The sequence below is a fragment of the Streptomyces sp. NPDC057474 genome, assembly GCF_042802555.1.
Classification (GTDB): domain Bacteria; phylum Actinomycetota; class Actinomycetes; order Streptomycetales; family Streptomycetaceae; genus Streptomyces.
Genome location: NZ_JBHVDX010000009.1, coordinates 1 through 21,580 on the forward strand (window position 1 = coordinate 1; position 21,580 = coordinate 21,580).

A 21,580-nucleotide genomic window follows, 5' to 3' on the forward strand; every position below is an offset into this window, starting at 1 on the left:
GTGCGATGTTTCACGTGAAACATCGCACCGCGCTGCTGTCCACCAAAGGCGGCAGAGAACCCGCCGTCACGAATTCTGCGACGTCTGGGCCCACCACTCCTTGAGCGCTGTCACCGCCTCGTCGTGTTCCATCGGCCCGTTCTCCAATCGCAGCTCCAGCAGGAACTTGTACGCCTGCCCGATCACCGGCCCGGGTCCGACGCCCAGGACCTCCATGATCTGGTTGCCGTCGAGGTCCGGGCGGATGGCGTCCAGTTCCTCCTGCTCCTGGAGCTGGGCGATGCGCTCCTCCAGGCCGTCGTACGCGCGGGACAGAGCATTCGCCCTGCGCTTGTTCCGTGTCGTGCAGTCGGAGCGGGTCAACTTGTGGAGCCGGTCCAGGAGCGGGCCGGCGTCGCGCACGTAGCGGCGGACGGCGGAGTCCGTCCACTCGCCGATGCCGTACCCGTGGAAGCGCAGGTGGAGTTCGACCAGGCGCGAGACATCCTTGACGAGTTCGTTGGAGTACTTGAGGGCCGTCATGCGCTTCTTGGTCATCTTGGCGCCCACCACCTCATGGTGGTGGAACGAGACCCGGCCGTCCTTCTCGAATCGACGAGTGCGGGGCTTTCCGATGTCGTGCAGCAGAGCGGCAAGCCGCAAAGCGAGGTCCGGTCCGCTGTCTTCGAGCGCGATCGCCTGCTCCAGAACGATCAGCGTGTGGTCGTAGACGTCCTTGTGCCGATGGTGCTCGTCACGTTCCAGCCGCAGCGCCGGCAGCTCGGGCAGGACGTGCTCCGCGAGACCGGTGTCGACCAGCAGACTCAGGCCCTCGCGGGGGTGGGCGGACAGGATCAGCTTGTTCAGCTCGTCCCGTACCCGCTCCGCCGAGACGATCTCGAGACGGCCTGCCATGTCGCTCATTGCCGAGACGACCTCGGGGGCCACCTCGAAGTCCAGCTGGGCGGCGAAACGCGCGGCCCGCATCATCCGCAGTGGATCGTCGGAGAAGGAATCCTCGGGGGTGCCGGGGGTGCGCAGTACACGCGCCGAGAGGTCCTCGAGCCCACCATGGGGGTCGATGAACTCCTTCTCCGGAAGGGCCACCGCCATCGCGTTCACGGTGAAGTCACGGCGTACGAGATCTTCCTCGATCGAGTCGCCGTACGACACCTCGGGCTTGCGCGAGGTCCGGTCGTACGCCTCGGAGCGGTAGGTCGTGACCTCGATCTGGTAGCCGTCCTTCTGCGCCCCCACCGTGCCGAAGGCGATCCCTACCTCCCAGATCGCGTCAGCCCAGGGACGCACGATCTTCAGCACGTCTTCGGGGCGAGCGTCCGTCGTGAAGTCCAGGTCGTTGCCGAGCCGGCCGAGCAGCGCGTCCCTGACCGAACCGCCGACCAGGGCGAGCGAGAACCCGGCCTCCTGGAAACGGCGGGCGAGGTCGTCGGCGACAGGGGATACTCGCAGCAGTTCACTCACCGCGCGGCGCTGCACCTGGCTCAGGGCACTGATGTCTTCGTTGGCGTTCGGCACAACAGAAAAGGGTACGTGGCGCCGGTGGCAGCGGTCGCCTCCATTGAACGTACACAAGGGCCTCGCGCAGGTGACCCCATCGTCTACCCCTTTGATACGTGCACATACGGGGACAGCCCGGCCTCGTACCCGATCTTGTGGAGCGGACCGCGGCACTTCCCCTCAGCGCGCATCGTTACCATGCGTGGACGCACATTCCGACGACCACTGACGATGACTAGGGACGGGCGAGCGCGTGGCCGAGGCGGCAGACTTCCAGGGGACGAGTCCCTCAGCTGCCCGCCGGTGGCTGCTGCGCACCGGAGCGCTGTTCGCCGGGGCGCCCCTGCTGGCCGGTCTGTTCCAGTTGCCCGTGACCCCGCACGCACAGGCGGCGCCGAAGGCTTCTCTGGCCGAGACCACGGGGTCGAACACCGTCGAGGTCTCCCTGGACTCGCTCAGCCCCAGCGTGCCCACCGACGGCGACACGGTCACCGTCTCCGGCTCGGTCACGAACAAGGGCAAGCAGACGGTCACGGACGCCCATGTGGGCCTGCGCGTGGCCTCGGCGGCCGTGACAGGCCGCTCGGCCATCGATACCGCGGCCAAACGCACCGGCTTCGACCAGTTCGCCGACGGGACGGAGATCGGCGGGAAGTACGTGGAGAAGTTCTCCGAGCTCGCCTCCGGTGTGGCACAGCCCTTCACCATCTCGGTGCCCGTCAAGGAGCTGGACCTCGGCTCGGACGGTGTCTATCAGCTGAGCGTCTCGCTCTCGGGCAAGACCGCCGCCGCTCAATACGACCAGGTCCTCGGCATCCAGCGCACGTTCCTGCCGTGGCAGCCCGACGAGGCGGGTACCAAGACGAAGACGACGTACCTCTGGCCGCTGATCTCCACCACCCATCTGACGGCCGAGACCGGTCCCGGCGAGCAGCAGACGCCCTTCTTCCTGAACGACGACCTGGCCAAGGAGATCTCGGCCGGCGGACGCCTGGAGCAGATGCTGACGCTGGGCAAGGATCTGGACATCACCTGGGTGATCGATCCGGACCTGCTGGCGTCGGTCGTCGCGATGACGGAGAGCTACCGGGTCCGGAGCGGGGGCACCACCGTCGCGGGCACGAACCAGGCCGTCGCCAAGGAGTGGCTGGCGGAGCTGGAGACGGCGGTCCAGGGCGAGGAAGTGATCGCCCTCCCCTTCGCCGACCCCGACCTCGCGTCGTTGGCCCACAACGGCAAGACGATCACCGGCTCCCTCAGCCGGCTGAAGGACGCCACCGATGTGGCCTCGGACACCGTCCAGAACATCCTCCGAGTGGTACCGGACACGGACTTCGCCTGGCCCGTGAACGGCGCCATCGACCCGTCGATCGTCAAGGTAGCCATCTCCGCGGGCGCCGACAAGGTGATCGCCCGCAGCGACAGCCTGCAGGAAGGCAGCAGCCTGTCCTACACGCCCAACGCGGCCCGGCCCATCGGCGGCGGCACTACGGCGGTGGTCGCGGACGCCCGGCTGTCGACAGCGTTCCAGGGCGACATGACGAAGGCCGAGAGCTCAACGCTGGCGGTGCAGAGGTTCCTCGCCCAGAGCCTGATGACGGACCTCCAGAACAACAAGCAGCGAAGCGTCGTGATCGCCCCGCAGCGCATGCCGTCGGCGAGCCAGACGCAGACGATGGCGGAGGCTCTGACAGCGCTCCAGGGTGGAAACTGGTCGCAGCCCCAGGAGCTGACCGCAGCCGCCGCCGCGAAGCCCGATCCGAGCGCCAACACCAAGATCCCGTCGGACTCGGACCTCTCGTCGCTGCAAAAGCAGGCGCTGCCGAAGTCGGCGTTCGAGGAGATCCAGGCCGCGCAGGCCGACCTCGACCGCTTCAAGGTGATCCTCTCCGACCAGTCCCGCGTGGTCACGCCGTTCGGCAGGACCATGGACCGGGAGATGTCCACCTCCTGGCGGGGCCACTCAGTCGAGGCGGCCGTCTACCGCAACGACGTGCAGACGTACCTCGACTCGCTCACCGAACAGGTCCGGCTGATCGAGAAGTCCGAGACGAAGCTCTCGGGCCGCAGCGCGACGATCCCTGTAACCGTGCAGAACAACCTCGTGCAGGGTGTCGACAACCTGACACTGCGCCTCACGTCGAAGGCCCCGAAGCGTCTGAAGATCGGTGACGACGACTTCGACGAGCAGTCCGTCGACATCTCCGGTGGGCACAGCGAGTCGGTGAAGTTCACCACCAACGCCGAGGCCAACGGCAAGGTCGACGTCGTCGCCCAGCTCTACACGGCGGACGGCGAGAAGTACGGTGACGAGGTCAGATTCACGGTGAACGTCACCGAGATCACGCCCACGGTGATGTTGGTCATCGCCGGTGGCGTCCTGCTCCTCGTCCTCGCCGGATTCCGGATGTACACACAGCGCAAGCGCGCCGCCGCCCGGCTGGAGGCGGAGGGAATCTCGACGGACGACGACGCGTCGGAAAGCGCTCCGGCGGACGAGGACGCGAACGCCGAAGCGGCCTCAGTCGTACACACTGCCGAGGAGGAGGTCCCGGCGAAATCCGGGACGGACGAGCCGGAGCACCCGAGTGACCCGGCACCGGACACCGCTCCGGAAAGCGCCGACCCGTCCGGCACGGGTGAGAGAGTGGACCGTTGAGCGATTGTCGTGGCCGGTTGGCCCGGGGACGATGAGGTGGGGTAGCCATGAACGCGCCGTACGACGGTGACCGCGGCCAGGGCGCGGCCGACTCGGGGTATCCCGACGGCCCGCTGCCCGGGCCGGGCCAGGTCCCGCCGCAGCCTCCCGCGGACATGTACCTCCAGGACGCCTACGACCAGGACCCCTTCCGCGCGCGGGATCTCGCCGCCCAGGACCCGGTGGCCGAGGCTCTCTACGACCGTGCCGCGCACCCGCCGCCCGCTCCGGGCACGTACCAGCCGCAACAGCCGCTCTACTCCCAGCCGTCGGCGCCGCAGTACGCCCCCGACCCGCGCGTGTGGGCGCAGACGCCGGCGCCCGAGCCCGAAGGGCCGACACGGCATCTGCCGTACGGCGACGACGCACGAACGACCCAGTTCGTCGGCGTGGACGACCTGATGACCCAGGCCGGCGAGGAGCGCCACGAGCCGGACGCGTTCGCCCATCTCTTCCGCGACCAGCAGCAGAGCGGCCACACCCCCATGGGGCAGCCCTCCGTTCCCGGGCCGACCCCCGCCCCTGTCCCCGGTCCGGGTCGCCCGGCGTACGAGGAGCCCGCACCCGCTCCGACACCCGCGCCTGCCGCCAAGAAGGGCGGGCGGGCCTCGGGCCTGCTGAAGTCCAGCGCCGTGATGGCGGCGGGCACCATGGTTTCGCGCCTCACCGGCTTCATCCGCTCGGCGATGATCGTCTCGGCGCTGGGCCTCGCCCTCCTCGGTGAGTCCTTCCAGGTCGCCTACCAGCTGCCGACGATGATCTACATCTTGACCGTCGGCGGTGGTCTCAACTCCGTCTTCGTGCCGCAGCTCGTCCGTGCCATGAAGGACGACGACGACGGCGGAGAGGCGTACGCCAACAGACTGCTGACCCTGGTCATGGTGATCCTGGGCCTCCTCACCGCACTCGCCATGTTCGCCGCGCCACTACTCGTCCGCGCGCTGTCGACACCCCTCGCCACCAACGCCGAGGCCAACGACGTCGCCGTCACCTTCACCCGGTACTTCCTGCCCTCGATCTTCTTCATGGGCATCCACGTGGTGATGGGGCAGATCCTCAACGCCCGTGGCCGCTTCGGCGCGATGATGTGGACCCCGGTCCTCAACAACATCGTCATCATCGTCACCCTCGGCGCGTTCCTCTGGGTCTACGGCAGCGCGGCCGACTCCCATATGTCGGTCGAGAACATCCCGCCGGAGGGAGAGCGACTGCTCGGTATCGGCATCCTCCTGGGCCTTGTGGTCCAGGCCCTGGCGATGATCCCGTACCTGCGGGAGACCGGGTTCCGGATGCGGCTGCGCTTCGACTGGAAGGGTCACGGTCTCGGCAAGGCCGCGATGCTCGCCAAGTGGACGATCCTGTTCGTGCTCGCCAACCAGGCGGGTGCCCTCGTCGTCACCCAGTTGGCGACCGCCGCGGTCACGGAGACGAGGATCGCCGGCACCGGTTTCAGCGCCTACGCCAACGCCCAGCTCATCTGGGGCTTGCCGCAGGCCATCATCACCGTCTCGCTCATGGCCGCCCTCCTGCCGCGCATCTCGCGCTCGGCCGCCGAGGACGACCCGGGCGCCGTTCGTGACGACATCTCACAGGGCCTGCGCACCACGGCGGTCGCCATCGTGCCGATCGCCTTCGGCTTCGTCGCGCTCGGCATCCCGATGTGCACGCTGATCTTCGGTTCCTCCGGCACGGGCGCGGCCACGAACATGGGCTTCATGCTGATGGCCTTCGGGCTCGGCCTGATCCCGTATTCCGTGCAGTACGTCGTCCTCCGCGCCTTCTACGCATACGAGGACACCCGGACCCCGTTCTACAACACAGTCATCGTGGCCGCCGTCAACGCGAGCGCCTCCGCGGTGTGTTTCTTCGTGATCCCGGCCCGCTGGGCCGTGGTCGGCATGGCGGCCTCGTACGGTCTGGCGTACATGATCGGTGTCGGCGTCGCCTGGCGTCGGCTCAAGAAGCGGCTGGGCGGGGACCTGGACGGATCCAAGGTCATGCGGACGTACGCGCGGCTGTCCATCGCCTCGCTGCCCGCGGCGCTGCTCAGCGGCGCCGCCTGCTACGGCATCAGCCGGACCCTGGGACAGGGCGTCGGCGGCTCGATGCTCGCACTCGTCGGGGGAGGAATCGTTCTGCTCGGTGTCTTCTACGTCGCCGCGCGACGCATGCGCATCGAAGAGCTCAACTCGATGGTCGGCATGGTCCGCGGACGGCTGGGGCGCTGAGGCTGGGGTACGCGCACAACCATCGTCCGCCGCCGCGTGTCGCTCATAGCGGCGGACTGTGGGCACAATTGGCTTTGGCGTTTCAGAGCGCTCAACGGATGGGGAGGCAGGAACGACGGTGGCGGAACGGAGCACGGCTGCCGTCGACGTGGCAGACAACAGCGGCGACGAGCCGCTGACCGCACAAGCGGACCAGTCCACGGCCGACGGGGAGGCCCAGAACCGGGAGCGGGACACGGAAAGCTCGGCGAGCGAAGAGGCACAGGGGAGCGGCGGTACCGAGAGCCCTTCGAAGACGACACCGCCCGAACTGCACAGCGGCCACAAACTCGCCAGGCGCTACCGCCTCGAAGAGTGCGTCACCCGTCTGGACGGCTTCAGCAGTTGGCGTGCCGTGGACGAGAAACTGCGTCGCGCGGTCGGGGTGCATGTGCTGCCCGCCGACCACGCGCGCGCTCGTTCCGTGCTGGCGGCGGCCCGATCCTCAGCGTTGCTGGGTGACCCCCGCTTCGTCCAGGTGCTGGACGCGGTCGAGGAGAACGACCTCGTGTACGTGGTGCACGAATGGCTGCCCGACGCCACGGAGCTGACGGCTCTGCTGGCCTCCGGCCCGCTGGAACCGCATGACGCGTACCAGATGGTCACGCAGATCTCCCACGCCATGGCCGCTGCGCACCGCGAGGGCCTCTCGCATCTGCGGCTCAACCCGAGCGCCGTGCTGCGTTCCGCCTCCGGGCAGTGGCGCATCCGCGGTCTCGCGGTGAACGCCGCGCTGCGCGGCATCGGCTCGGACACCCCGCAGCGCACGGACACGGAGGCGATCGGCGCGCTGCTGTACGCGGCGCTCACCCAGCGCTGGCCGTACGAGAACGACGCGCACGGCCTCTCCGGGCTCCCCAAGGGCGTCGGGCTCATCGCGCCCGACCAGGTCCGTGCGGGAATCCACAGGGGGCTGTCGGAGCTCTCCATGCGCGCGCTCGTCAACGACGGTGCCACCGCCTCCCGCCACGAGTCTCCGTGCACGACGCCGGAGGAACTGGTGAAGGCGGTAGGTGAGATGCCACGCATTCGCCCGCCGGAGCCCGCGTTCACCGCGCCGCCCGACTACCAGCGCACGACGTACCAGCAGGGGACGTACGGCCGTCAGGCACCGCACCCCGGCGTCACCCAGCCGCTGCAGGCCCCGCCGCCCCCGCTGCAGAGCCGGACCGGCAAGGCCCTCAAGTGGGCCGTCTCGGCCCTGCTGATCGCCGCACTCGGTCTTGGCAGCTGGCAGCTGGCCGACGCGCTCATGAGCCGTGGGGACCAGTCCAGCGAGCCGGACACCAGCCAGACGACGGACGGCAACGACAAGGGCACCGACAAGGCCAAGCCCGTTACGGCGCTCAGCATCAACGGCGCCGCGGAGTACTACCCGGACGGGAAGCCCCAACACGCCAACGACGTGGGCCTGACGTACGACAAGAGCGCGTCGACGTACTGGCGCACCTACTCCTTCACCGGCGGCCCCACGCTGGCTCCGTACAAGCAGGGCGTCGGCATCGTCTACGACCTCGGCTCGGCGCAGGAGGTGTCGGCGGCCTCAATAGGGCTGTACTACTCCGGCGACCACACCACGGCCACGCTCTACGCGGCCGACTCCCTGTCGTCGTCCGCTCCGCTCAGCTCCATGACGAAGATCGCCACGAACAAGACGACCGGGACGGAACTGACGATCTCCGCCAAGAAATCGGTGAAGACCCGGTACGTTCTCGTGTGGCTCACCGATGTGCCCAGGGCGGACGCCGACCAGTTCAGTCGCGCCGGCTACAAGCAGGCGATCACCGATGTGAAGTTCACGGGCTGAGAGTTCACCGAGGGAGGGGGTCAATGGCGCACGGCGCTGATCACAGCGGGGTGAGCGATCAGGATCTCCTGGCCCGGCATGTCGAGGGCGACCCCGACGCCTTCGGTGAACTCGTACGGCGGCACCGGGACCGGCTGTGGGCGGTGGCGCTGCGGACTCTGGGAGACCGCGAGGAGGCCGCTGACGCCGTTCAGGATGCGCTGGTGTCCGCCTATCGGGCCGCCCACACCTTCCGGGGCCAGTCGGCCGTCACGACGTGGCTGCATCGCATCACGGTGAACGCCTGCCTGGACCGTGCCCGCAAGACTGCGTCCCGCAAGACGTCGCCCGTCGACGACACCGAGCGCCTGGAGCAGCTCCTGGAGCCGCACGAGTCGGCTTCCGCTCCGGCCGAGCGCAACGATCTGCACCGCCAGCTGCTGAAGGCTCTGGGCACCCTGCCGAAGGATCAGCGGGCGGCGCTCGTCCTGGTGGACATGCAGGGCTACCCGGTGGCGGAGGCCGCGCGAATCCTCGACGTGCCGACCGGCACGGTGAAGAGCCGCTGTGCCCGTGGCAGAGCCAGACTTCTGCCGCTCCTGACCCATCTCCGTACGGATGGCGAGGGTGACGGCGGCAAAAAGTCGGGGAGTGGAAGGAACCGGGCGCAGGGGACATCCGTCCCACCCGCAGCGGGACCACATGATGCAGGGCCAAGCGATTCAGCTGCTGTGAAGGGCGGAGGTGGGCGAGCGTGACATCCACGACCGACACGGCCGGGCACCCGGAAGTCGCGGAGATCTCCGACCTCAGCGAAGGTCTGCTCCCGCCGACCCGCACCGCGAATGTCCGTCAGCACCTGGACGAGTGCCCCCTCTGCGCCGACGTGTACGCCTCGCTGGAGGAGATCCGCGGTCTGCTCGGCACCCTGCCGGGCCCTCCCCGTATGCCCGACGACGTGGCGGGGCGGATCGATGCCGCCCTGGCTGCCGAGGCCCTGCTGAACGCCACGGCACCCGAGCGCGATACCGCCGAGGAGTCTGCCGCGGCCAGCGCCTCCCGCACGGCGGCGAGCGAGGACGGCGCGCATGTTTCACGTGAAACATCGTCCGTCGTGAATCGCCCCGCCGGTCATCCACGCGCGTCCACCGGCCCGGGCCGCACGAGCCAGAAGCGCCGCAACCGTCGTAGGACGGTCATCGGGGCCGTCTTCGCGATCGTAGCCCTGGGTTTCGGTGCTGTCCTTCTTCAGTCGATCGGTGAGAGCGACGGTCCCACGAGCGCGGCTCCGACACCGACCTCCGCCACTTTCTCCGGCGGCAAGCTGGAGACGCGGGTCAATGACCTCCTGGGCAAGGCCGAGACCCCGAGCTCGCCTGAGAAGGATCCCTTCGGGACTGCGGCGACACCGGACAAGAGTAAGAACACGGTCCTCAAGGCCGACGTGCCCGTCTGTATCGCAAAGGGTATCGGCGACACCACGGGCGCTCTCGCTTCCGAACAGGGCACCTACCGGGGAGCGGACGCCTATCTCGTGCTGGTGCCCGACCGCTCCGACGACTCGCGCGTCACCGCTTACGTCGTCGATGCGTCCTGCTTGGACAATGCTTCGGAGCCCGCCGGCGACATTCTCGCGAAGCACTCCTTCGCCCGCCCCTGAAGACCGTCTCTCGCACTGTGCCACCCTTGGCGCCACTGTGCGGCGCCTCGTCTCCGTGTGCCCGGACACACCGGGAATGTACGCCCCTTAGGATCCGTTGGGTCGGGTGAGAGTTCCGAGAGCAGCTCCCACCGGCAGTACCCAGCAGTCTCCAGAGACGAGGAATCAAGCCGTGAGCGACGTCCGTAACGTGATCATCATCGGCTCCGGGCCCGCCGGCTACACGGCGGCGCTCTACACCGCGCGCGCGTCGCTGAAGCCGTTGGTGTTCGAGGGCGCCGTCACCGCAGGCGGCGCGCTGATGAACACCACCGAGGTGGAGAACTTCCCCGGATTCCGAGACGGGATCATGGGCCCCGACCTCATGGACAACATGCGGGCCCAGGCCGAGCGCTTCGGTGCCGAGCTCATCCCGGACGACATCGTCGCCGTCGACCTGAGCGGCGAGGTCAAGACCGTCACGGACACCGCCGGCACAGTGCACCGTGCCAAGGCCGTCATCGTCACCACGGGCTCCCAGCACCGCAAGCTCGGGCTGCCCAACGAGGATGCTCTCTCCGGCCGCGGTGTCTCCTGGTGCGCCACCTGTGACGGGTTCTTCTTCAAGGACCAGGACATCGCCGTGATCGGTGGCGGTGACACCGCGATGGAGGAGGCCACTTTCCTCTCGCGGTTCGCCAAGTCCGTGACCATCGTCCACCGCCGGGACACGCTGCGTGCCTCCAAGGCCATGCAGGAGCGCGCGTTCGCCGACCCCAAGATCTCCTTCGTGTGGGACAGCGAGGTCGCCGAGATCCAGGGCGACCAGAAGCTCGCCGGACTGAAGCTGCGCAACATCAAGACGGGCGAGACCTCCGAGCTGCCGACGACGGGTCTGTTCATCGCGATCGGCCACGACCCGCGCACGGAACTCTTCAAGGGTCAACTCGACCTGGACGACGAGGGCTACCTGAAGGTGGCTTCCCCCTCGACCCGGACGAACCTCACCGGTGTCTTCGGCGCGGGTGACGTCGTCGACCACACGTACCGCCAGGCGATCACCGCGGCCGGCACCGGCTGCTCCGCCGCTCTCGACGCCGAGCGCTACCTCGCCGCCCTCGCTGACGGCGACCAGGCCGCCGAGCCCGAGAAGACCACCGTCTGACCCCCGTCCGCCCCACCGCACCAATCAGTTAGGAGCCCTCAGTGGCCGGCACTCTGAAGAATGTGACCGACGACTCCTTCGAGCAGGACGTCCTCAAGAACGAAAAGCCCGTCCTGGTGGACTTCTGGGCCGCCTGGTGCGGTCCGTGCCGCCAGATCGCGCCGTCCCTCGAAGCGATCGCCCAGGAGTACGGCGACAAGATCGAGATCGTCAAGCTCAACATTGACGAGAATCCGGCCACGGCTGCCAAGTACGGCGTCATGTCCATCCCGACGCTGAACGTCTACCAGAGTGGCGAGGTAGCCAAGACCATCGTCGGCGCCAAGCCCAAGGCAGCGATCGTGCGTGACCTCGAGGACTTCATCGCCGAGTGATGTTTCACGTGAAACACGAAGGGGCCAACCCGCTCGGGTTGGCCCCTTCGCTTTAGAGCGGTCGCAACGCGGGCTCCTTCTGAACGGCTCCCAGAAGCCGGTCCAAGGCCAGCTCGACGTCCTCCTTCCAGGAGAGCGTCGTCCGCAGCTCCAACCGCAGCCGGGGACAAGAGGGGTGAGAACGGACCGTCTTGAAGCCCACGGCCGTCAGATGGTCCGCGGGAAGGACACACGCCGGTTCCTCCCAGCGGGCGTCACCGAAGGCCTCGATCGCCTTGAAGCCCCGCCGCAGTAGATCCTTGGCAACCGTCTGGAGCATCACACGGCCGAGTCCCTGGCCCTGGTAGCCCTGCATGATGAAGGCGGTCATCAACTGCACCGCGTCGGGAGACACCGGACTCGTGGGGAACGCCATGGAGCGGGGCACATACGCCGGAGGCGCGTACAGCACGAAGCCCACCGGTACCTCGTCCACGTAGACGACTCGACCGCAGGACCCCCAGTCCAGCAGGACGGCGGAGATCCACGCCTCCTTCTCCAGGGCGGGGGTGCCCGCCTTTACCGCGGCCTCGCCGCTGACTGGGTCCAACTCCCAGAAGACGCACGAGCGACAGCGCTTGGGAAGGTCCTGAAGGTTGTCCAGCGTGAGCGGTACGAGCCGACGCCCCATGAAGGCTGTTCCTCGCTTCCTTCGCCCGCAGCGTCGCGAGCGGCTGTCAGAGCACTCCGCTCCCTGAGCAGACTGCCGACGAATCCGCCGACCGCTCCCAGTCCCAGTCCTGCGGTCACCAGTCCGGAACGGCTCACGGTTCGCATGGCCCCGCCTCTCCCAAGAAGATCCGCCAGGTCGATGCGCCATACCCGAACGCATCGTATCCACGATGCGATTGCCTAGATACCGCCTGAAAGCAAAGAGCGGGCTGTGTCCGGTATTCATCGGACACAGCCCGTTCATGCGGTCGACGAGCTGAAGGCCGTCCTACCAGTCGAAGGCTCAGGCCTCCGTCTCGTCCGAGTCGTCGTCCAGGAGACTCTTCTGTAGCGCCAACTTCTCGCCCGGGGCAAGCGTGCTCAGAATCCGCTCGAGGTCCTCCGTGGACGCGAACTCCACGGTGATCTTGCCCTTCTTCTGGCCCAGATCGATCTTCACCCGCGTCTCGAAACGATCCGAGAGCCGGGTCGCGAGTTCACCCAGTGCCGGAGAGGGCACGGAGCCGGCCCGTGGGCCCTTGGACCGTGCGGCGGCCTTCGGACCCGAGCCCATGAGGGTGACGATCTCTTCGACGGCTCGGACCGACAGCCCTTCGGCCACGATCCGATGAGCGAGCTTGTCCTGCTCCTCCGAGTCCTCGACGGAGAGCAGCGCCCGGGCGTGCCCAGCCGAGAGAACACCGGCAGCCACACGACGCTGGACCGCGGCCGAGAGCTTCAGCAGACGCAGAGTGTTGGAGACCTGAGGGCGGGATCGACCGATACGGTCCGCCAACTGGTCGTGCGTGCAGTTGAAGTCCTTGAGCAACTGGTCGTAGGCGAACGCCTCTTCCAGCGGGTTCAGCTGGGCACGATGCAGGTTCTCCAGAAGCGCATCGAGAAGAAGCTTCTCGTCGTCCGTGGCCCGCACGATCGCCGGGATCGCCTCCAGACCGGCCTCATGACAGGCTCGCCAGCGCCGCTCACCCATGATGAGCTCGTAGCGGGCCGGACCCACCTGCCGTACGACGATAGGCTGGAGAAGGCCGACCTCCTTGATGGAGGTGACGAGTTCTTGGAGCAGGTCCTCGTCGAACACCTCGCGCGGCTGGCGCGGGTTCGGGGTGATGGAGTCGAGAGGCAGTTCGGCGAAGTAGGCGCCGATGGGCGCTGCGGGAAGTTCCACCGCGCCGTTCGGCGACTGCTCCTCTGTTTCACGTGAAACAGGCGGGAGAGTGACCACCTTCGAGGCCACCACCCCACGCTCAGGGATGAAGACAGATGTCGCCGCCGGTGGTGCGGATGCGGGTGCTCCCGCTGCCGGGGATTCCTTCTCTCCTGTCGCGGCTGCTGGGATCAGTGCGGCGAGACCACGGCCCAACCCCCTCCGTCGATCACTCACTGGATCCCCTCCACCACGCTCGGATTGTCCTGAGCACCGATATGGGCGCGCGTCGGGTCGTACCCCACGCCCACGCCCCTCAGTGCGATTTCTCGTGCCGCCTCAAGGTAGGAGAGGGCACCGCTCGATCCTGGATCGTAAGTCAGCACCGTCTGCCCGTAGCTCGGCGCCTCGGAGATACGGACCGAGCGGGGAATGCTCGTCCGCAGCACCTCGTCGCCGAAGTGGGTGCGCACCTCGTCGGCTACCTGGGACGCCAGACGCGTCCGGCCGTCGTACATGGTGAGCAGGATGGTCGACACATGGAGGACGGGGTTGAGGTGTCCCCGCACCAGGTCGACATTGCGGAGCAGCTGGCCGAGGCCCTCCAGCGCGTAGTACTCGCACTGGATCGGGATGAGGACTTCCTGGCCGGCGACCAATGCGTTCACCGTCAGCAGGCCGAGCGAGGGCGGGCAGTCGATGAGGATGTAGTCCAAAGGCTGCTCGTACGCCTGAATCGCGCGCTGCAGCCGGCTCTCTCGTGCCACCAGAGACACCAACTCGATCTCCGCACCGGCGAGATCGATCGTGGCAGGTGCGCAGAAGAGACCCTCTACATCGGGAACGGGCTGGACGACTTCTGCCAGCGGCTTGCTGTCGATCAGCACGTCGTAGATGGACGGCACGTCGGCGTGATGGTCGATCCCCAGGGCGGTGGACGCGTTGCCCTGGGGGTCGAGGTCGATCACCAGGACACGGGCACCGTGCAGAGCCAGCGAAGCGGCGACGTTGACCGTCGTCGTGGTCTTGCCGACGCCGCCCTTCTGGTTGGCGACCACCATGACTCGGGTCCGCTCAGGCCGCGGCAGGCCCTCGCCGGCGCGGCCCAGAGCCTCTACCGCCAGTTGGGCAGCACGACCGATGGGAGTGTCGTCCATCGGGGGCGGTGTTTCACGTGAAACATCCTCCCCCATCGACTCGGTACGGGGACCGGGGACCGGATCGGTCATCGGTCCCGCGATGTTGGCGTCGGACCGCAAGGATTCACTCTCCTCGACTTCAGGCTCGCAATGAACAGAGCCTCCCATGTCTTCGGGGTCGTGAACCAGTGAGGCCTTGTGTTCTGTGGAGAATTCCACCTTTGTGGAAAACTCCGTTACCTCTCCGAGTGACCCGAGAGGCTTCCGGTCGCGCGGTTCGGCCGCGGCGCGGCCACGACTGATGATGCCGTGCAGCAGTGAGCGACGTTTCACGTGAAACACGATGCCTAGCGGCACAGGCCATGCTCGCGCGACACTCCGAGATGCATAGGTTTGGAAGCTTGTGTGGAGTACGACTCGTCGTCAGGACGGATCAGCGAACGTCCTAGTTCAATGCCTAGCGGCGTCGACGTGCTCGCCCTGCCTGAGCCGCCTTCGCCCGCTTCGCCGCGAAGCGCACGCCACCCGGGCTTTCCCCGACCTCCACGCGGACCACCGTGGACAGTGGATCGACCACCCCCTCGCCGACATGGAGGATAGAGGTCTCCACCGCGCCGAGCTTGCTCAGGGCCGTGCCAGAGCTCTTCAGCTCCTCCTCCGCGGTGTCGCCCTTGAGCGCCAACATCTCTCCGTACGGACGCAGCAGCGGAATGCCCCAGGCAGCCAGGCGGTCCAGCGGGGCCACGGCCCGAGCCGTCACCACATGGACCGGCTGCAGCGTTCCAAGAACCTCTTCGGCTCGGCCACGGACAACGGTCACGTGGTCGAGACCCAGGAGCTCGACAACCTCAGTCAGGAAGTTCGTGCGCCGCAGCAGTGGCTCCAGCAGCGTGATCTTCAGATCGTCCCGGACGAGGGCCAACGGAATGCCGGGCAGGCCGGCACCGGAGCCGACATCGCACACCGTCACCCCCTCGGGCACGACCTCGGAGAGCACCGCGCAGTTCAGCAGGTGCCTCTCCCACAGGCGGGGTACCTCCCGCGGGCCGATGAGCCCTCGCTGCACTCCCGCCTCAGCCAGGAGCTCGGCGTACCTAACCGCGTCGGCGTAGCGATCGCCGAATACGTCGCGCGCCTGCTCGGGCGCAGGGGGGAGCTCCGCTGCCTCCGTCACGGGGACCGTCCTTCCGTACCGCAAGAGCGCACTGGGCGCTGACATCAGAACAACAGGCTGACAAAGTTCGGCCCCGCCTGCGGGCAGACGGGGCCGGAGAAACGTACGTGCCGAATCAGGCGGGCAGCACGATGACGAAGCGCTGCGGCTCCTCGCCCTCTGACTCGCTGCGCAGGCCCGCGGACTTGACCGCGTCGTGCACGACCTTGCGCTCGAAGGGCGTCATCGGCTTCAGCTTCACGGGCTCACCGGTACTCTTGGCCTCGGCCGCCGCCTTGGCACCCAGTTCGGAGAGCTCGGCACGCTTCTGCGCGCGGTAGCCCGCGATGTCCAGCATCAGACGGCTGCGGTCACCGGTCTCGCGGTGCACGGCCAGACGCGTGAGCTCCTGGAGCGCCTCGAGCACCTCGCCCTCCCGGCCGACGAGCTTGCTCAGATCGCGGCTGCCGGAGTCGCTGATGATCGACACAGAGGCACGGTCGGCCTCGACGTCCATGTCGATGTCGCCGTCGAGATCGGCGATGTCCAGCAGACCTTCCAGGTAGTCCGCCGCAATCTCACCTTCCTGCTCCAGGCGGGTGAGGGTGTCGCCACCCTCGGAGGCGGTGGAGGTGGTGCCTTCCGTCACGGGATGGGCTCCTTCTTACTTCTTGGACGGGGACTTGGGGCGCTGCTGGCCCTTGCGCTGACCGGACTGGGCCTTGCTGCGGCCACCGGCACCGGGCTTGGGCGCGGCCTTCTTGGCAGCGGCCGCCGGCTTGGCATCCTCCGGCTGGTCGGACTTGATCAGCGAAGTGGGCTCGGTCTTGGGCTCGTCGTCGTCGGCGGTCTTCGCACCCCCGGACTGACGCTGGGCCTTGGTCTGGCGCTTGGGCTGCTGACGCTTGGGGGTGCCGGACGTCGGCGTACCGTCCTCGGCCATGGCGACGGCCGAGGCCTCGCTCTTGGCCACGGTGCCGTCGCTCTGGGCCGCGAGGCCCTCCTTGCCCAGGCCGGTGATGAACTTCCGCTCGTGCTCGTTGCGGTCACGGCCCTTGGCGACGATCGCCTTGACGATGGCGCGCTCACGGCGGTTGCGGGTCTTGCCGTGCCGCGTGACGTGCTTGAAGAGGCGCTCCAGGTAGGCGGCCTGGGCCTTGGACCCCGGGGTCGGGTTGTTGTGGATGACGTACATCTGCTGACCCATGGTCCACACGTTGGTGGTCAGCCAGTAGACGAGGACACCGACCGGGAAGTTGATGCCGAAGACGGCGAACATGACCGGGAAGACGTACATCAGCATCTTCTGCTGCTGCATGAACGGCGTCTTCACCGTGGTGTCGACGTTCTTCGTCATCAGCTGGCGCTGCGTGTAGAACTGCGACGCCGACATCAGGACGATCATGACCGCGGTCACGACGCGGACGGTGATCAGCGAGGCGTCGAGCGCGGCGACGTCCGAAGAGCTGTCGGTGAACTTCGCGGCCAGCGGAGCACCGAAAATGTGCGCCTTCTGCGCGCTCTGCAGCAGGCTCTCGTTGATGACACCAATGGTGTCGTTGTTCGCGATGCTGTTGAGCACGTGGTACAGCGCGAAGAAGAACGGGGACTGCGCCAGGATGGGAAGGCATGAGGAGAGCGGGTTGGTACCCGTCTCCTTGTACAGCTTCATCATCTCTTCGGACTGGCGCTGCTTGTCGTTCTTGTAGCGCTCCTGGATCTTCTTCATCTCGGGCTGGAGCGTCTGCATCGCCCGGGTCGCCTTGATCTGCTTCACGAAGAGCGGGATCAGGCAGATACGGATCAGGATCACCAAGGACACGATGGACAGGCCCCAGGCCCACCCGGTGTCAGCGCCGAAGAGGGCGCCGTACACCTTGTGGAACTGGACGATGACCCAGGAGACAGGTGTCGTGATGAAGCTGAAGAGACTGGCAATCGTGTCCACTAATCATGCTCCTTGGGCATGGGACGGGCTCTCGGCGGCCGGGCTCGAAGGAACGTGCCCCTCGGTGGCCGGTTCGGCGGCGGAGGACCCGCCCTTGCGTGCGCGCCACGTACCACGCAACATCTCGTGCCATCGCGGGCGCTTGCGCGGCGGGACGTGGTCCACACCGCCGAGCGACCACGGATTGCACCGCAGGATGCGCCAGGCGGTGAGTGCCGTTCCCTTAATCGCACCGTGCCGGTCGATGGCCGTGTAGCCGTAGTGGGAGCACGACGGGTAGTACTTGCACACCGGCCCGAGCAGCGGACTGATCGTCCACTGGTACAGCTTGATCAGCGCCAGCAGCGGGTACTTCATCGTGCGCCCCCTCCCAGCAACCGCCCTATGGCGGCATCCAGGTCTTGGGCCAGTTGTACGTGGTCGGCGTCACCCGCTCCGGGCAGCGCTCGTACCACTACCAGGCTACCGGGGGGCAACAGGGCGACTCGATCCCGCATCAGGTGGCGAAGCCTGCGCTTCACCTTGTTGCGTACGACCGCGCCGCCGACAGCCTTGCTCACGACGAAACCCGCACGCGTCGGGGGAGCGCTCTCCCCAGGCGCGTGCGGGTCCGTGGCACCGCTACGTAGGTGAACGACGAGGAGCGGGCGTCCGGCCCGGCGTCCTCGTCGTACCGCGGTCGCGAAGTCCTCGCGCCGCCTCAGCCGATGCTCGGTAGGCAGCACGACGTCATGACCTGATCGGGATCAGGCGGAAAGGCTGGCGCGACCCTTGCTGCGGCGGTTCGCGAGAATCGCGCGGCCTGCACGGGTACGCATCCGCAGGCGGAAGCCGTGGGTCTTCGCGCGACGACGGTTGTTCGGCTGGAAGGTGCGCTTGCTCACTCGGGGGCTCCAGAAAGAAATCGGTGTTTGCGGGTGCCGTCCTGGCTGTCACCGTGCGCCCACGAGTAGCTCGTATAAACGCCCGAGTGCACCGCTGTCCGATCACCTGACGCGATCTGTGCCCATCGGAGGCAGGCGGCAGCAGCCATCGACAACTCGACCTGGTTACGGTACGCGCGGCTACGCCATCCGGTCAAACCGGAGGTCGCAGGGAGACACTATCCACAGGCTGGGGACAACAACTTGAACCGTACCGGTCGCCGTGACTACCGTGACTGAACTCCGATTCGTTCCCTTTCCTTTGGCTGCTGGGCCCGAACCCACCCACCAGCACCTCGTTCCGAGCGCCCCACCCGAGTTCCAAACCGACCTGTCCCAGAACCACACGTTCGTGGGACCTGTGAGAGAGCGTGCCCTGTGGCTGACGTACCTGCCGATCTTGCCGCAGTGTGGCCACGAGTACTGGAGAAGCTCCTCGGTGAGGGCCGCGGTCAGGGCGTCGAGGTGAAGGACGAGCGCTGGATCAAGCGCTGCCAACCGCTCGCACTGGTCGCGGACACGGCTCTTCTCGCCGTCCCGAACGAGTTCGCGAAGGGCGTACTCGAGGGCCGTCTCGCGCCGATTGTCAGCGAGACCCTGAGCCGGGAGTGCGGCCGCCCGATCCGTATCGCGATCACCGTCGACAGCTCCGTCGGCGAGCCCTCGCCCCCGCCGGTCCAGCACCGCTTCGAGGAGCCCGAGCTCCCCTCCGTCCCGGCACAGAACCGCGACGCCTACGACAGCAGGAACACGTATGACGGCCAAGGCCGCGATGCGCGCGGCGGGTACGAGAACCAGAACGCGTATGAGGCCCAGAACGGCTATGACGGCCAGGCCCGCGATCCCTACGAGGGGTACGGCCGCCACCGGGCCGACGACCGCGGTCCGGGGCGCGGCGAACCCCTGAGCGGCGGGCCCGGTGACCAGCTTCCGCCCCCGCGTACGGACCAGCTCCCCACCGGCCGCTCGGACCAGCTTCCGACCGCGCGCCCCGCGTATCCGTCCGAGTACCAGCGGCCCGAACCCGGCGCCTGGCCGCGGCCGTCGCAGGACGACTACGGCTGGCAGCAGCAGCGGCTGGGTTTCCCGGATCGGGACCCGTACGCCTCGCCGTCGTCGGACTACCGCTCGCAGTCGCGGGATCGGCCGCCGTACGACCAGCCTCGCGGCGACTACGACCGGCCACGTGCCGACTCCGACTATGGGCGGCCGGACCGGCGTGAGCTTCCCGATCCGCCGCCGGGCTCGGGGCATGTGCACCGGGGCGGCCCGGCGAGCAGCGCGCCCGGCCCGCTGGCGGCGCAGCCCGCGCCGGCGCCCGGTCCTGGTGAGCCGACGGCACGCCTGAACCCGAAGTACCTCTTCGACACCTTCGTCATCGGCGCCTCGAACCGTTTCGCGCACGCGGCCGCCGTGGCCGTCGCCGAGGCGCCGGCGAAGGCGTACAACCCCCTCTTCATCTATGGGGAGTCGGGACTCGGCAAGACGCACCTGCTGCACGCGATCGGGCACTACGCGCGCAGCCTCTACCCGGGCACGCGGGTGCGGTATGTGAGCTCGGAGGAGTTCACCAACGAGTTCATCAACTCCATCCGCGACGGCAAGGGCGACAGCTTCCGCAAGCGGTACCGGGAGATGGACATCCTGCTCGTGGACGACATCCAGTTCCTGGCGGACAAGGAGTCGACGCAGGAGGAGTTCTTCCACACCTTCAATACGCTCCACAACGCGAACAAGCAGATCGTGCTCTCCAGCGACCGGCCGCCGAAGCAGTTGGTGACCCTGGAGGACCGGCTGCGGAACCGTTTCGAGTGGGGTCTGATCACCGACGTCCAGCCGCCCGAGCTGGAGACGCGTATCGCGATCCTCCGCAAGAAGGCGGTGCAGGAGCAGCTCAACGCCCCGCCGGAGGTACTGGAGTTCATCGCGTCCCGTATCTCGCGCAATATCCGCGAGCTGGAGGGCGCGCTGATCCGGGTGACGGCGTTCGCGTCGCTCAACCGGCAGCCGGTGGACCTCGGTCTTACCGAGATCGTGCTCAAGGACCTGATTCCGGGCGGCGAGAACGCGTCTCCCGAGATCACCGCCACCGCGATCATGGGCGCGACGGCCGACTACTTCGGGCTCACGGTCGAGGACCTGTGTGGCACCTCGCGCGGCCGCGCCCTGGTGACCGCCCGCCAGATCGCCATGTACCTGTGCCGTGAGCTGACCGACCTGTCGCTGCCCAAGATCGGCGCGCAGTTCGGCAACCGTGACCACACCACCGTCATGCACGCCGACCGCAAGATCCGCGCGCTGATGGCCGAGCGGCGCTCCATCTACAACCAGGTGACGGAGCTGACGAACCGCATCAAGAACGGCTGACAAAAGGGCCGTCGTAGTCGCTGAGGGCGCCCCGGGACGAGTTCCCGAGGGCGCCCTCTGTGTTTCGGAGAACTCTTCCGGTGGCCCAGGACCGCTTCTGCGGGCGCTTCCGAGGGCGCTTCCGGCGTGCCGCGCACACGTGCCGAGGGCTGCGTCCGTCGCCGGGCCGTCATCAGGTGTTCGAATTCCTGCCGCGTTACGGCCTCCCTCCACAGATTCGGGGACTTTCTCTCGTCCACACCCTGGGGACCGGGAAGTTATGCAGATCGTGTCCACAGGGCCGACTGTTCAGGGATCATCAGACCAGGTCATCTGCCTGTGGATCCGTGGACGAAAGATCTCCACAGGCTGTGGACAAAGCGGGGATCCACAGGCTGTGGACGGAGTTGTCCACCGACGCCCCACAGGCGGCGACCGGTTGTCCCCAGTGATCGTCGGCTTCTCCACATGCCTGTCCACTGTTCGGCAAGCCAACGCGCCTTCTCACCGTGTCGAGTGAAAGCCGTCACACGAAGTTGCCTGGTTGGGCTGTGGGAAAGGTGGGTAAACCTGGGGACGCCGCTGGGGAAAAGTGCCCCGGGGCTGTGCACGGTGTGTGCAGAACTTTCTGTTCTCCACAGATACCCCCGGTTGTCCACCGCCTCCACCCACAGGCACGGTGGACAAAATTTGCCGCCTGAGCTGCGAAAACGGGGTTATCCACGGTTTCCACAGGCCCTACTACTACTCCCAACTAGAGAGAGCTGGGAATCCGTTTCGAAGTGGGTCC

At 67.4% G+C, this 21,580-nt stretch carries 18 protein-coding genes; 8 read left to right on the forward strand and 10 right to left on the reverse strand.

Translation table 11 applies throughout. The annotated features are described in order from the left end of the window. Positions 1-66: 66 nt before the first annotated feature. Complete coding sequence (locus ACFU53_RS03970; RefSeq protein ID WP_383985784.1) at positions 67-1,515, reverse strand: CCA tRNA nucleotidyltransferase; 1,449 nt, start codon at positions 1,513-1,515, stop codon at positions 67-69. A 235-nt stretch (positions 1,516-1,750) separates the two neighbouring features. On the opposite strand from ACFU53_RS03970, the gene ACFU53_RS03975 reads away from it, so the two are divergent. The 7 genes from ACFU53_RS03975 (at position 1,751) to trxA (ending at position 11,426) form a co-directional block, all read left to right on the forward strand. Further along, entirely contained in the window at positions 1,751-4,156 is a 2,406-nt protein-coding gene (locus tag ACFU53_RS03975) for a DUF6049 family protein (protein WP_383985786.1), read from the forward strand. Positions 4,157-4,203: 47 nt separating this feature from the next. Continuing rightward, positions 4,204-6,423, forward strand: a complete 2,220-nt coding sequence (gene murJ / locus ACFU53_RS03980; RefSeq protein ID WP_383985788.1) for a murein biosynthesis integral membrane protein MurJ — start codon at positions 4,204-4,206, stop codon at positions 6,421-6,423. 118 nt (positions 6,424-6,541) lie between these two features. After that, on the forward strand, positions 6,542-8,269 hold the full coding sequence (locus ACFU53_RS03985) for a protein kinase family protein (RefSeq protein WP_383985790.1): 1,728 nt from the start codon (positions 6,542-6,544) through the stop codon (positions 8,267-8,269). A gap of 23 nt (positions 8,270-8,292) precedes the next feature. Next, positions 8,293-9,006: an RNA polymerase sigma factor SigM gene (gene sigM, locus ACFU53_RS03990; protein WP_383985791.1), complete on the forward strand. Its 714-nt coding sequence runs from the start codon at positions 8,293-8,295 to the stop codon at positions 9,004-9,006. Continuing rightward, positions 9,003-9,908, forward strand: a complete 906-nt coding sequence (locus ACFU53_RS03995; RefSeq protein WP_383985793.1) for an anti-sigma factor family protein — start codon at positions 9,003-9,005, stop codon at positions 9,906-9,908. Before sigM ends, ACFU53_RS03995 begins: the two co-directional genes overlap by 4 nt. Positions 9,909-10,080: 172 nt before the next feature. Further along, positions 10,081-11,052: a thioredoxin-disulfide reductase gene (gene trxB / locus ACFU53_RS04000; protein ID WP_383985795.1), complete on the forward strand. Its 972-nt coding sequence runs from the start codon at positions 10,081-10,083 to the stop codon at positions 11,050-11,052. Positions 11,053-11,093: 41 nt separating this feature from the next. Then, the gene (trxA, locus tag ACFU53_RS04005) at positions 11,094-11,426 is read left to right on the forward strand and encodes a thioredoxin (protein ID WP_383985797.1); all 333 of its coding nucleotides are present in this window, start codon (positions 11,094-11,096) and stop codon (positions 11,424-11,426) included. Between the two features lie 52 nt (positions 11,427-11,478). On the opposite strand, the gene ACFU53_RS04010 is transcribed toward trxA, so the two are convergent. The 9 genes from ACFU53_RS04010 to rpmH form a co-directional block, all read right to left on the reverse strand. Continuing rightward, positions 11,479-12,096 (reverse strand): GNAT family N-acetyltransferase, encoded by a 618-nt coding sequence (locus ACFU53_RS04010; protein WP_383985799.1) that lies wholly within the window; start codon positions 12,094-12,096, stop codon positions 11,479-11,481. A gap of 324 nt (positions 12,097-12,420) precedes the next feature. After that, positions 12,421-13,518 (reverse strand): ParB/RepB/Spo0J family partition protein, encoded by a 1,098-nt coding sequence (locus tag ACFU53_RS04015; protein WP_383985800.1) that lies wholly within the window; start codon positions 13,516-13,518, stop codon positions 12,421-12,423. After that, entirely contained in the window at positions 13,515-14,588 is a 1,074-nt protein-coding gene (locus ACFU53_RS04020; protein WP_383985914.1) for a ParA family protein, read from the reverse strand. Before ACFU53_RS04020 ends, ACFU53_RS04015 begins: the two co-directional genes overlap by 4 nt. Positions 14,589-14,877: 289 nt before the next feature. Beyond that, positions 14,878-15,594 (reverse strand): 16S rRNA (guanine(527)-N(7))-methyltransferase RsmG, encoded by a 717-nt coding sequence (gene rsmG / locus ACFU53_RS04025; protein ID WP_383985802.1) that lies wholly within the window; start codon positions 15,592-15,594, stop codon positions 14,878-14,880. A gap of 115 nt (positions 15,595-15,709) precedes the next feature. Further along, positions 15,710-16,222, reverse strand: a complete 513-nt coding sequence (locus ACFU53_RS04030) for a protein jag (protein ID WP_383985804.1) — start codon at positions 16,220-16,222, stop codon at positions 15,710-15,712. A gap of 15 nt (positions 16,223-16,237) precedes the next feature. Continuing rightward, positions 16,238-17,521 (reverse strand): membrane protein insertase YidC, encoded by a 1,284-nt coding sequence (yidC, locus tag ACFU53_RS04035; RefSeq protein WP_383985806.1) that lies wholly within the window; start codon positions 17,519-17,521, stop codon positions 16,238-16,240. A gap of 3 nt (positions 17,522-17,524) precedes the next feature. Continuing rightward, positions 17,525-17,878, reverse strand: a complete 354-nt coding sequence (gene yidD / locus ACFU53_RS04040) for a membrane protein insertion efficiency factor YidD (RefSeq protein WP_257543242.1) — start codon at positions 17,876-17,878, stop codon at positions 17,525-17,527. Next, a complete protein-coding gene (gene rnpA, locus ACFU53_RS04045; RefSeq protein WP_383985808.1) occupies positions 17,875-18,246 on the reverse strand; it encodes a ribonuclease P protein component in 372 nt (123 codons plus the stop codon). Before rnpA ends, yidD begins: the two co-directional genes overlap by 4 nt. A 21-nt stretch (positions 18,247-18,267) precedes the next feature. Then, positions 18,268-18,405: a 50S ribosomal protein L34 gene (gene rpmH, locus ACFU53_RS04050; RefSeq protein WP_005482975.1), complete on the reverse strand. Its 138-nt coding sequence runs from the start codon at positions 18,403-18,405 to the stop codon at positions 18,268-18,270. Between the two features lie 417 nt (positions 18,406-18,822). Between rpmH and dnaA the strand changes: the two genes are divergently transcribed. Then, positions 18,823-20,811 (forward strand): chromosomal replication initiator protein DnaA, encoded by a 1,989-nt coding sequence (gene dnaA / locus ACFU53_RS04055; RefSeq protein ID WP_383985810.1) that lies wholly within the window; start codon positions 18,823-18,825, stop codon positions 20,809-20,811. The last annotated feature ends 769 nt before the right edge of the window (positions 20,812-21,580 follow it).

What these genes read in the sequence shown, in the direction of transcription:
- murJ (WP_383985788.1), top strand. Translation starts at nt 4,204, where the DNA reads ATGAACGCGCCGTACGACGGTGACCGCGGCCAGGGCGCGGCCGACTCG.
- sigM (WP_383985791.1), top strand. Translation starts at nt 8,293, where the DNA reads ATGGCGCACGGCGCTGATCACAGCGGGGTGAGCGATCAGGATCTCCTG.
- ACFU53_RS04010 (WP_383985799.1), bottom strand. Translation starts at nt 12,096, where the DNA reads ATGGGGCGTCGGCTCGTACCGCTCACGCTGGACAACCTTCAGGACCTT.
- ACFU53_RS04020 (WP_383985914.1), bottom strand. Translation starts at nt 14,588, where the DNA reads ATGGGAGGCTCTGTTCATTGCGAGCCTGAAGTCGAGGAGAGTGAATCC.
- yidD (WP_257543242.1), bottom strand. Translation starts at nt 17,878, where the DNA reads ATGAAGTACCCGCTGCTGGCGCTGATCAAGCTGTACCAGTGGACGATC.